This window comes from Leisingera sp. ANG-S5 (genome assembly GCF_000813925.1).
In the GTDB taxonomy this organism is placed as follows: domain Bacteria; phylum Pseudomonadota; class Alphaproteobacteria; order Rhodobacterales; family Rhodobacteraceae; genus Leisingera.
The window spans coordinates 192,046-203,680 of record NZ_JWLH01000005.1 but is presented as its reverse complement, the minus strand read 5'-3'; the positions used below and the strand labels follow the sequence as shown (position 1 = coordinate 203,680).

Annotated in this window: 7 protein-coding genes; 4 read left to right on the top strand and 3 right to left on the bottom strand. The window is 63.6% G+C overall.

Annotated elements, in window-relative coordinates; all coding sequences use genetic code 11:
* Window position 1 precedes the first annotated feature (1 nt).
* A complete protein-coding gene (locus RA25_RS09265; RefSeq protein ID WP_039171744.1) occupies window positions 2–916 on the bottom strand; it encodes a LysR substrate-binding domain-containing protein in 915 nt (304 codons plus the stop codon).
* Between the two features lie 93 nt (window positions 917–1,009).
* Here RA25_RS09265 and RA25_RS09260 point away from each other — a divergent pair, with 93 nt between their 5' ends.
* The 3 genes from RA25_RS09260 to RA25_RS09250 all read left to right on the top strand — a co-directional run bounded on the left by RA25_RS09260 (window position 1,010) and on the right by RA25_RS09250 (window position 6,164).
* Window positions 1,010–2,530: a trimethylamine methyltransferase family protein gene (locus RA25_RS09260; protein ID WP_039171741.1), complete on the top strand. Its 1,521-nt coding sequence runs from the start codon at window positions 1,010–1,012 to the stop codon at window positions 2,528–2,530.
* Between the two features lie 152 nt (window positions 2,531–2,682).
* On the top strand, window positions 2,683–5,157 hold the full coding sequence (locus RA25_RS09255) for a GcvT family protein (RefSeq protein ID WP_152612181.1): 2,475 nt from the start codon (window positions 2,683–2,685) through the stop codon (window positions 5,155–5,157).
* A 23-nt stretch (window positions 5,158–5,180) separates the two neighbouring features.
* A complete protein-coding gene (locus RA25_RS09250) occupies window positions 5,181–6,164 on the top strand; it encodes a GlxA family transcriptional regulator (RefSeq protein ID WP_039171739.1) in 984 nt (327 codons plus the stop codon).
* 50 nt (window positions 6,165–6,214) lie between these two features.
* Here RA25_RS09250 and RA25_RS09245 read toward each other — a convergent pair whose 3' ends face one another.
* Complete coding sequence (locus RA25_RS09245; protein ID WP_039171736.1) at window positions 6,215–7,630, bottom strand: RtcB family protein; 1,416 nt, start codon at window positions 7,628–7,630, stop codon at window positions 6,215–6,217.
* Between the two features lie 532 nt (window positions 7,631–8,162).
* Window positions 8,163–9,719, bottom strand: coding sequence for an RNA-binding protein (locus RA25_RS09235; RefSeq protein ID WP_039171733.1), 1,557 nt, complete (start codon window positions 9,717–9,719; stop codon window positions 8,163–8,165).
* A 175-nt stretch (window positions 9,720–9,894) separates the two neighbouring features.
* Here RA25_RS09235 and rtcR point away from each other — a divergent pair, with 175 nt between their 5' ends.
* Window positions 9,895–11,475 (top strand): RNA repair transcriptional activator RtcR, encoded by a 1,581-nt coding sequence (gene rtcR / locus RA25_RS09230; RefSeq protein ID WP_039171731.1) that lies wholly within the window; start codon window positions 9,895–9,897, stop codon window positions 11,473–11,475.
* Window positions 11,476–11,635 lie beyond the last annotated feature (160 nt).

The window sequence follows — 11,635 nt, the reverse complement described above, 5'->3', positions numbered from 1 at the left end:
GTCACGCGGTTCCGGGTTTTGCCATATCCAGGAGCCACTGCCGCACCAGTTCTGCGTTAGGAACCAAGTCCTGCGTCTTGGACCACACCAGATAGAACCCTGACCCGGTGGTCCAGGACCAGTCCTTGCGCGCGGCCAGAAGCCCTTGTTTGATCAGCGGTTCGGTCACATGCTGCCAGCCGAAGGCAAAGCCCTCACCCGCAATCGCTGCCTGCAGCACCAGCGCATAGTCGTTGAGGCGCAGCCCCGCGGCGGGCAGTTGGCCTGTGACCCCGAAATGGGCAAACCACTGCTGCCATCTAGGGCGCTCCCGGATCGGTTCCTCCAGATGGATCAGCCGCTCATGCAGCAGGTTCGGCACTGTTGCCAGGTTGACCGCCGAGGCCATCACCCGCGGGCTGGCCACCGGAAAGATCACCTCAGGTGCGATCAGGGCTGAATGGCAGTCCGGCCAATTGCCGTCGCCGCGGCGCACCGCCAGCGAGATGCCTTCGGTATTGATATCGGGTTCCCGGTCGGAGCTTTGCAAACGCAGGTCGATATCAGGGTACGCCTCATGCAGCTGGGCCAGTCTTGGCATCACCCAGTAGTATGCAAAGGCGGAGGAGCAATTGAGCGTCACATGGTCATTGCGCCCGAACTGCCGCACCGCCTTGGCGGAGGACAGGATGTCCTCCAGCGCTTTGGAGACATCGGTGTAAAGCCTCATCCCCGCCCCGGTCAGCTCCACCTTCCGGTGCCCGCGGCGGAATAAAATAACGCCCAACGACGCTTCCAGCTGCTTGACCGCCGCACTGACGGCAGGCTGCTGCACGTTCAATTCCTCCGACGCCCGCGTGAAAGAGCCATGCCTGGCGGCGGCCTCGAAGACGATCAGGTGGCGGGGGCTGGTGAGGAGTTTCCAGAGTTCTTGCATAACTGTGTGTTATCCAAATCATCAGAATTTTCAACCGTCACAACATCTGCGCCGGGTCTTATTGTTCCGCAACGCCTGAAGATGGAGAGCCCCATGGCCCGACGCGCCCGCGCATCCCGTGACAGAAACACTGCCCCCGCCGGCGCTCCGGCTTCGCCCTGGATCCAGCGTTCGCTGCCGTTCTTTGACGCGCTGGACGAGGAAAAGCTGGTCAAGCTGGAAGCCCAGGTTGACTGGATTTTCGAGGAGGTCGGCATCGCCTTCCGCGACGACCCGGAGGCGCTGCGGATCTGGAAAGAGGCCGGGGCAAAGATCGACGGCGACACGATCCGCGCCGATGCGCAGTGGATCCGATCGCTTTGCGCCAAGGCGCCGCGGGAGTTCACCCAGCTGGCCCGCAACCCGGCGCGGTCGGTCACCATTGGCGGCAACAATCAGGTGTTTGCCCCGATCTATGGCGCGCCGTTTGTGCGCGATCTGGAAGGTGGGCGGCGTTATGGCGACATGGCCGCGTTCGAGAAGCTGGTGAAACTTACCTATATGCATCCGAACCTGCATCACGGCGGGTTTGTGATCTGCGAGCCCTGTGATGTGCCGGTCTCCAAGCGCCATTTCGACATGCTGTTTGCTCATATGACGCTGAGCGATAAACCGCATCTGGGCGCCATCACCGAGATGTCCCGCGCGCAGGACAGTGTCGACATGGCGGAGATTGTCTTTGGCAAGGACGTCATGGACAACAACTGCGTGATAATGGGCAATGTGAACACCAATTCGCCGCTGCTGGTGGACAAGGTGGTGACAGAGGCAATCAGAGTCTATTGCGGGCGGAATCAGGGAATTGTGGTTGTTCCCTTTATCCTCTCGGGTGCCATGGGGCCGGTCTCTACCGCCGCCTCGGTGGCGCAGGCGATGGCCGAGGCGATGATGTGCTGCGCCTTTGCCCAGATCGTCCGTCCCGGCGCGCCCTTTGTGCTGGGCAACTTCCTGTCGTCGATGTCGCTGAAGTCCGGTGCACCGACATTCGGGATGCCGGAGCCGGTGATTTCCAACTATGCCATCGGCCAGCTGGCCCGCCGCGCCGGGCTGCCGCTGCGCTGCGGCGGCTCGCTGACAGCCTCCAAGATCGAGGATGCGCAGGCGGCCTATGAAAGTGCGGATTCGATGCATTCCACCATGCTGGCCGGCGCCAATTTTGTGCTGCATTCGGCGGGCTGGCTGGAAGGCGGCCTGTGCACCGGGTTCGAGAAACTGATCATGGATGCGGACCGGCTGGGCTCCTACCAGAAAGTGCTGAGCCAGGGGCTGGATACCAGCGATGAGGCGATGGCGCGCGATGCCTATGGCGAGGTTGCGCCGGGCGGGCATTTCTTGGGCTCCGGCCATACCATGCGCAACTACCAGACCGCGTTTTATGAGCCGAAGCTGAGCGACAGCGAGAATGTCGAGAGCTGGGAAGAGGGCGGGTCCAAGGACATGCGCCAGCGCGCCTATGAACGCTGGAACCAGATGCTGGATGAATATCAGGCGCCGCCGATGGATGAGGCGGTGAAAGAGGAACTGGCCGCCTATGTCGCCCGCCGCAAGGAGGAGATCCCGGATGCGTGGTACTGAGTTAAGAAACTCTTCACCCATTTCCACAGCTTATGCAGGAAATGCCGGATTGCCCCGGCACCCCCTGTGCACCCCCCGTACACCACTTGTGCACCCCCTGGGTGCCACTTGCCGCAAATCCCGCGCTTTGCCCCGGACCTGAGGACAAATCCATGTCAGACAATTTTGCCCAATCGACGCTCAACATCCACAAAGAGGAGAGCACCGGCGACAAGAAGCTGCCGAGCCACGCCAAGGCGGTGATCATCGGCGGCGGTGTGGTTGGCTGCTCGATCCTGTTCCACCTGGCCAAGTTCGGCTGGAAGGACGTGGTGCTGCTGGAACGGGATGAGCTGACCTCCGGCTCCTCCTGGCACGCGGCAGGGCAGATCCACACGATTTCGTCGGACCCGAACATCTCGCGCCTGCAGAGCTATACCATCGACCTCTATAAGGAGATCGAGGAGACCTCGGGCCACTCGGTGGGTCTGCACATCACTGGTGGGTTCTATCTGGCGTCGAACAAGACCTGGTATGACTATCTGAAGCGGGAACGCTCCAAGGCACGTTACATGGGGCTGAACCAGGAATTCATCAGCCCCAAGGAAGTGGCGGAACGCCACCCGCTGATTGATCCGAAGCATTACCATGCAGCGCTGTGGGATGATCAGGACGGCGATCTGGACCCGTCGGGCGCGACCTACGCTTTTGCCAAATCCGCCAAGGTGCATGGGGCGCAGTATTTCACCCATACGCCGGTGACTGGCACCACCCAGCGTCCGGACGGCAGCTGGGACGTGGTGACCCCGCGCGGGGTGATCAACGCGGAGCACATTGTGAACTGCGGCGGTCTGTGGGCGCGGGAAGTTGGCCACATGCAGGGCATCAACCTGCCGGTGCAGCCGATGGAGCACCACTATCTGATCACCGACAAGATCGACGCGGTCGCCAACCACCCGACCCGCCTGCCGGCCGGGATCGACTATGAGGCGAACATCTATTTCCGCCAGGAACGGCAGGGGATGCTCTTGGGCACCTATGAGCCGAAGGGCACGCCCTGGAAGGTGGATGGCACGCCCTGGGATTTCGGGCATGAGCTGCTGCAGCCCGATCTGGACCGCATTGCCGACCGTCTGGAGATGTCGTTTGAGCGTATCCCGGCCATCGGCGAGGCGGGCATCAAGGATATGATCAACGGGCCCTTCACCTTCGGCCCCGACGGCAACCCGATGATCGGCCCGGTTCCGGGCATGAAGAACTACTGGTGCGCCGTCGGCGTCATGGCGGGCTTCTGCCAGGGCGGCGGTGTGGGCCTGACCATGGCGGAGTGGATGATCGACGGCGAGCCGTCCATCGACGTCTGGGCGATGGATGTGGCGCGGTTCGGCGAGTTTGCGACCCCCGACTGGGGCACTGTGAAGTCGACCGAGAACTATGAGCGCCGGTTTGTAATGACTTTCCCGAACGAGACCCTGCCGAAGGGGCGGATGCAGAAAACGACTGCTCTCTATGACCGGCTGGTTGCCAAGGGCGCGCGGATGGGCCAGGGCTTTGGCCTGGAGAACGCGCTGTGGTTTGCCGACGGGCCGGAGGACGCCCATGAAGAGCCGACGTTTGAGCGCAACCGCAGCCACGATTATGTGGCGCGCGAGGTCAAGGCGGTGCGCGAGGCTGTGGGTGGCATCGAGATTGCCAACTTTGCCAAGCATGAATTCAAGGGCGCGGGCGCGCGGGCGTATCTGGACCACGTGCTGGCGGGCTATGTGCCGAAGCCGGGCCGCCTGACGCTGACGCCGATGCTGACGCCGAAGGGCAAACTGTACGGCGATCTGACCGTGGCCTGCCTGGGGGAGGATCACTTCATGCTGTTCGGCTCCGGCGCCATGCAGGAGGCGCACCGCCGCTGGTTCGAGAAGGATCTGCCCGCGGATGTGTCGTACCAGAACGTCTCCGACGACTGGCACGGGATTGCCCTGTCGGGGCCGAAGTCGCGGGAACTGCTGCAGCGGATCACCCGCGAGGATGTATCGGGCGAGGCGTTCAAGTTCCGCGACCTGCGCCAGACCTTCGTGGGCGGCGTGCCGGTGATCCTGAACCGGATCAGCTTCTCGGGTGAGCTGGGATACGAGATCTACTGCAAGCCGCAGTATCTGCTGCGCCTGGCGGAGGCGATCGAGGAGGCGGGCGCTGATCTGGGCTACCGCTGGTACGGGGCGCGGGCGCTGATGTCGATGCGGCTGGAAAAGGGCTGGGGTGTCTGGACGCTGGACTTCCGCCCGGATTTCGATGCGGCGGAGAGCGGCATGGATGTCTTCATCAACTGGAAGAAGGATTTCGTCGGCAAGGAGGCCGCGCTGAAGGCCCGCGAGGCCGGTCCGAGCCGCAAGCTGGTCACCATGACCATCGACGTGGATGGCATTGATGTCTCCAACGACGAAGCGATCCTGAAGGACGGCGAGGCCGTTGGCTACATCTCCTCCGGCGGCTATGCGCATCACGCAAAGACGTCGATGGCGATGGGCTATGTTTCGGCGGAGCACGCCGCGGCCGGCACCGGGCTGCAGGTGGAGATCCTGGGCGAGATGTATGACGCCGAGGTGCTGGGCGCGCCGATCTATGACGCCAACGGCGCCAATATGCGCGCTTGATCCGGGACGGGGGAGCGTAAGCCATGACCAAACCCATGCGGACGCTCCCCGAAGCGGCTGAGGCCGTGCCGGCCTGCCGCTGCATCTTCCTGCTGCTGCCGACCTTTTCGCCGCTGGATCTGGCCAGCGCGGTGGCGGCGCTGGAGGCTGCGAATACACATGGCGGGACTGCGCGCTATGACTGGCGCGTGGTCAGCGAGGACGGGCAGGCGGTCACCGCCCCGAACGGGCTGGGCGTGGCCGTGGACGGCGGCCTGCCGGAATTGGCGCGCGGCAGCATGGTGTTTGTCTGCGGCGGCCAGGGGGTGGAGCCGGGGATCTCGCTGAAGGTGCTGGGCTGGCTTCGGAAGGCGCAGCGGATGGGGCTGCCCATGGCGGCGCTGGGCGGAGGCATCATGGCGCTGGCACGGGCCGGTCTGCTGGCTGGGCGTCAGGCCTCAGCCCATTGGGCGCAGCGCGCGACGCTGGCTGAGATGCACCCGGACGTGGAAGTGAAAAACTCGCTTTTCACCATCGACGGCAAACTGATCACCTGCGCCGGCGGCACAGCCACGGTCGACATGATGCTGAACCTGATTTCGGATCATCACGGGGCTGATGCGGCGACCGCGGCGGCGGATCTGATGGTTTGTTCCTCGGCCCGCAAGGGCAGTCAAGACCAGACGGTTTCCGAATTCGGGCGCGCAGGCGTTCGGCACGAAAAACTGGCCGCGGCGCTGGGGCTGATGCGCAGCAACCTGGAAGAGCCGCTAACCCCCGGCGGCATTGCTGATCTGGTCGGCCTGTCGGTACGTCAGTTGGAGCGGCTGTTTTCCAAGTATCTGCAGACCACGCCCAAGGTCTACTACACCAAGCTGCGGCTGGACTATGCGCGCAGCCTGCTGCTGCAGACCAACATGCGGATAATCGACGTGGCGCTGGCGGCGGGCTTTAACAGCCAGACCCATTTCGCCAAGGTCTACCGCCGTTACTTTGGTAAATCACCGCATCAGGAGCGGCCGTTCTGAGGCGTCCGCCCTAGGCCAGCGGCCAGGGCGGTGCCTGTCGGGATTAGGGCCTATCGCCGGCCTTTCTTCCGGTTCTTCCAGAACGGCGGCACATCGCCGGCCATGATGCAGCCGTAAGGGTCGATGTAGTCCTCAATTTCGGCCAGATCGTAGGATTTGATCTGATCGACAACGCTCTGCGCCTTCTTGTAGCTCGACGGCAGCTCCGAGGCGTCAACCCCGCCGGCATGAAAGCGGATGTCCAGGCCTTCGGTCTCGGCCTGCAGCATCTGTTCCGGCGTCACGGACCCCATCCGGCGCTTGTGCTCGGAGCGGGAAAAATTCCGCCCCGCGCCATGCGGGCTGAAGCCCAGGCCGCGGGCCGCATCCTTGCCGCGGGCCACCAGCACCGGTTCCGACATGTTCAGCGGAATCAGCGTGAGGCCGGTGGCATCAGCGGCGTAATCCCCCCAGGCGGGGGTCGCACCCTTGCCGTGGTAGTAGAGATCACCGCGTTTGAAAACGAAGTTATGTTCGTTCCAGTAGCGGTCGCCGACGTCGCCTGTCCGGGCGGCCTCCACCGTCGCCTGATGAATGGCGTTATGGTTGGCCTTGGTCCATTTGCGGATCAGCTGCAGCGCTTCCCAGTAGTCGCGGCCCTCCTGCGTGTCCGCAGGGATCCAGGCGTTCTGCTTGGCGGTTTCCGGTGACAGCTCTTTGCGGAAGCGCTCCGCCACCGCCATGCCGTTCTTGTAGAGCACGGCCCCCGGCCCGCGCGAGCCGTGATGGGTCACAATCGCGGTGCGGCCGGTCTTGCGCGAGCGGCCCACAAACAGGAAGTGGTTGCCGTCGCCCTGGGTTCCCATGTGCTCCTGCGCCATGCGCAGCGACTTGGGGTTGTCCAGAAACGGGTTTGCCCGGAACGCGTCCAGCAGCTTGAGCGAGGTGGTGAACCGCTTGCCCTGCGGCCGCCCGCCGGGGCCGAAATGGGTGACCGACTGGGCGGCGTCCAGCACTGCCTTGGGGTCTGCGTTGCCCAGATCGGTGATCATCACCGAGCAGCAGATGTCGGCCGAGTGCATTCCCGGATGGATAGCGCCCCGCGCCGCGGCGATGCCGCCGACCGGGATTGTCCCCATCGGGCCGGCCGGGCAGGCGTCCGGCATGATGGCGCCGGCGTCGATCGTCGGGGTGCGCATCAGCTCTGTCATGGTCGCACGGACTTGGGTCACGTTGGTTTCCTCGTCCGGGTGCGCCGCGGTGATGTTTTCCTCAAACGGCACCTCGCCGCGGGCGCGCAGGCTCAGGGTGGCCGGCTGCGGCGGGATCTCGCCTTCCAGTTCCTGGCGGATGCGGACCAGGCCAAAGCCTTCGGCCCGCAGTGCGTTGGCCTTCTCCAGCAGGGCCGGGAACTGTTTGCCGGGGCGGTGGCCCCAGTCCTTCAGATGCGCCCCGGTAACGGGGTCGTAGGTCGCGTCATTGGTCATACCGTTATCTCACTCTGACAATGGCCCCGGCGACAAGGGGGAAGAAACAACCCGGAGGCCCGCCCCGCATCTGAATGGGCAGATGCGTTTTCCGTCTGGGCGCCGGCAAGGAGGGGAGTTGAACCCGCTCGGCCGTTCCGGAGGTGAAGTGCCTTGTAGTTCCTTCGGCATTCGCCGGGGCTTTCCTTTCAATTCGGGTCAGGAGGACAAAGGGGTGCGGGACATTCTAACCCCGAAGGGCGAGCCTGAATCGAACAGGCAGCACCAGATGTAGTCCCACAGGCATTCCTCCTGCATTTAATTTGGTCCCTGGCGACAAGGTGGCCGTGTTTGCGTGCAAAGCACGGCCGGGGCGAAACATTCCTGCTCTACCAGACTGAGCTACGCGCCATCACTTGATTGGCTGGCGCGGCGGGATTCGAACCCGCGACAAGGGAGTTATCAGCTCTGTAGTTCCGCCGGCATTCGCCAGGGGTATCCTTTCATTCCAGTTTCAAGCCCGGTCAGGCAGGCGATCCGCCTGACCGGTTTGTTACAATGCGATCTTTGCGATCTCGCCAACCCAATGGTCCGGGCCGGTCCGGCCTGCGGCGAAGTCGGCAATCTGGCCGAACACCGCATCCGAGAAGCCGCCGATGTTCAGCACATCCCTGCGCGTCTGCGCCTGGGTGGTGCCGTAGGGCGCGATGTCGATGCAGGCCAGTTTGGCCTTGGGATTGCGAAGCTTGATCAGCTCCCATTCCTGCATCATCGCTGTGCCCTGACGTCCGCCGCGGGCATCTGCCCACGACTGGTTGTCGGAGACAAAGACCACCAGATCCGGCGCCCGGCCGCGGCTGTTCAGCCATTTCAGCGGCGCCGAACAGTTGGTCCCGCCGCCTGCCAGTGCGGCGAGCCGCTCGGCATTGGTCAACACGGTGTCGCGCGCCTGAAGCCGCACATCGCGCACTTCCAGATCGAACGGCAGCACCTGGCAGCCGCGGTTCACCCGGGCAAAGGCCGCGGCGACCAGGGCGGCCACGTCCACGTGACGCACCACCGAAGCCGCCCCCGGGCGGTGGCCCGTTACCGGCCAGGTCATCGAGCCGGACACATCCGGGCACACCACAACCTGGCCCGCCACCTTGGGCACATTGGCGACCGCAATCTCCATCGCGTCATGCAGCGCATCCACGATCTGAGGCGGCATATCCGGCACAACGTTCTGCGCCGCCGCCATCAGCTGGTACGGGAGCACCCGTGCCCTGGCGATTGCCTTGGGTGCGCGCAGCAGGGCCGCAACGCGGTCCGCGTTCTTGCGCACCTCGAACACGCCGTGGCGGTGGAAGGTGTTCAGGTTCTGCCGCACCATCTGCCACGAGCCCTGGCGGGCGATCTGCGCCCAGTGCTGCGGTGTCAGCGGCAGCTGGGTCAGCATCTGGAACGGCACATCCGGCACCGGCCCCTGGCCGGTTTCCTTGAACACCATCCAGTCCTGCACCACCTGCGGCAGCCGTGCCGCATTGCACGGCCGCCCGACGATCCAGGCGAACAGCGCCTCCCGCTCCGGGGTTGCCGGTTTCGGGTGCACCATCCGGATCACATCCGCCAGCGACGGGTTGTTGCCGATATTGGCCTGCAGCAGCGCCCGCTCGGACGCTGTGTTCAGCCAGTCCTGCACCATCGCCTTGGGCGCGGAGCCCAGCGACTTGCGCCCCGTCTGGCCGGAGCGGACCACCTGCACGAAGCTGCGCAGCATCTTGCCGTTGTCCACGACACGGCCAAAGACCGCGCGGAACAGCACCGGGTTGCGGCGCGCCAGTACCGCCAGCAGCACCGCCGGCATGTCCTTCATGTGCCCTTGGGTGCGGGCATAGACAGCGGTCCGGGCCAGGAACTCTGCCGGGACGGCCTCAGCCGCGGCGAGGGCAAACTCCAGCTCCGCATGGGCGTCCTGGTAGAACAGGCCGCCGAAGGTGCCGGTCATGGCCGCCTGCGCCAGCGCCTGTTCGTCAGTGTGGGCGTAGGCCGGTGCGCCTGCGGCGTTTTTAGCGTCCACTTTCGGCTGCAGCCGACCCTTCAGCGATGCAAACACGGATTTGTTTGCCATTTTCCTCGTCCTTCTCTGTTTGTGGAATTGTTTTGCCATGCGTGGAGGTGGCGATCGAGAAAATTGGGAAATCCACGTAGTGTGCTGATAATGAATGGATAATTGGATTGTTGCGGAAATAAGTCTCCGATCATACTATCTGTAGATATAAGGATTTATCTGAATGGATAAGTGAATGCGGAATGTCGTCATCGGTTTTCTTGGAACGCAGCTCGACATGGGCAAGAAACGGCGCTGGCGCCCGACGCTGAGCCTGGTTGAACACGGCAGCTTCCGCGTGGACCGGCTGGAACTGCTGTTTGACATCAAGTTCAACCGCCTTGCCCATCAAGTGAAGCGCGAGGTCGAGGACGCGTCGCCGGGCACGGAGGTGCTGCTGCAGGAGCTGAACCTGAACGACCCCTGGGATTTTCAGGAGGTCTACGGCAAGCTGTTTGATTTCGCCCGGGGATACGGGTTTGACGAGGACCGCGAAAAATATCATGTGCATCTGACCACCGGCACCCATGTGGCGCAGATCTGCTGGTTCCTGCTGACGGAAAGCCGCCATGTGCCGGCAAGGCTTGTTCAGACCGGCCCGCCAGGTCCGGAGGACACCGCGGCAAAGTTCGACATCATCGATCTGGATCTCAGCCGCTACAACGCCCTGCAGCAGCGGTTCGACCAGCTGTCACGGGAATACAGCGATCAGCTGAAGGGCGGGATCGAGACCCGGAACCCGGCCTATAACGCCCTGATTGACCAAGTTGAACTGGTGGCGGGCAGTTCTGATGAGCCGATTCTGCTGCTGGGTGAAACCGGCACCGGCAAGAGCGAACTGGCAGAGCGCATCTATAACCTGAAGCTGGACCGGCGCCGGGTGAAAGGACGGCTGGTGCATGTCAATTGCGCAACCCTGAACGGACCAGATGCGGTTGCAACGCTGTTTGGCCAGCGCCGCAGCTACCTGGGCCAGGCCGGGTCTGAGCGCAGCGGGCTGCTGCGCGAGGCGGATGGCGGGATGCTGTTCCTGGATGAGGTGGATGAATTGAACCTCAGCATGCAGGCCATCCTGCTGCATGCCCTGGAAACCGGGCGCTATTATCCGCTGGGGTCAGACCACGAGGTCTCAAGCCGCTTTCAGGTGATCGCTGGTGCCAGCCGTGACCTGCGCAGCCTTTCTGCCGCCGGGAAGTTCCGGTCTGATCTGCTGGCGCGGCTGAGCATGTGGCGCTTCAGCCTGCCGCCGCTGCGCGCGCGCCGGGAGGACATCGAGGCCAATCTGGCTTTTGAACTTGTGCGGTCAGAGCGGGCACTGGGAACGCAGGTCGGTTTCAACGCGGATGCACGGGAAAAATTCCTTCGCTTCGCCCAGGATCCGGCGACGCCTTGGCCGGCAAATTTCCGCGATTTCAGCGGGTCGGTGCGGCGCCTGTGCACCCTGGCGCCCCGCGGCAGGATCACCCGGGCGATGGTCGAGGGCGAAATGCTCAGGCTGCAAACGGACTGGCAGGCTTCCAGTTCCGATACCGATGTGCGGCTGGTGGAGCAGGTTTTGGGCGCAGCTGCAGCGGACATTGATCCGTTCGACATGGTTCAACTGTCCAAAGTTGTGCGTGTTTGCCGGGCATCGACAAGCCTGAGCGCGGCTGGGCGCACCCTGTTTTCAGCATCGCGGCGCAAGCGAAAGACCCAGAATGACGCCGACCGGCTGCGGAAATACCTGCAAAAATTTGGCCTGGACTGGGAGTCCTTAAGTGCGCCCGGGACGGGTTGAATTTCGGAGTGCAAGCCAAAAGGCGAAACAGCGGCGGGCCGGCGCCGTGGAAGACGCTCTGCGCCGTGATCCGGCAATCGCCTGGACTGGACCGCATTCACGAACGGGGTTTTCGGGTCCGGTTGCAAGCAGGTTGAAATCAAAGGCCGCTTGGGTGCTG

What these genes read in the sequence shown, in the direction of transcription:
- RA25_RS09265 (WP_039171744.1), bottom strand. Translation starts at nt 916, where the DNA reads ATGCAAGAACTCTGGAAACTCCTCACCAGCCCCCGCCACCTGATCGTC.
- RA25_RS09260 (WP_039171741.1), top strand. Translation starts at nt 1,010, where the DNA reads ATGGCCCGACGCGCCCGCGCATCCCGTGACAGAAACACTGCCCCCGCC.
- RA25_RS09255 (WP_152612181.1), top strand. Translation starts at nt 2,683, where the DNA reads ATGTCAGACAATTTTGCCCAATCGACGCTCAACATCCACAAAGAGGAG.
- RA25_RS09250 (WP_039171739.1), top strand. Translation starts at nt 5,181, where the DNA reads ATGACCAAACCCATGCGGACGCTCCCCGAAGCGGCTGAGGCCGTGCCG.
- RA25_RS09245 (WP_039171736.1), bottom strand. Translation starts at nt 7,630, where the DNA reads ATGACCAATGACGCGACCTACGACCCCGTTACCGGGGCGCATCTGAAG.
- RA25_RS09235 (WP_039171733.1), bottom strand. Translation starts at nt 9,719, where the DNA reads ATGGCAAACAAATCCGTGTTTGCATCGCTGAAGGGTCGGCTGCAGCCG.
- rtcR (WP_039171731.1), top strand. Translation starts at nt 9,895, where the DNA reads ATGCGGAATGTCGTCATCGGTTTTCTTGGAACGCAGCTCGACATGGGC.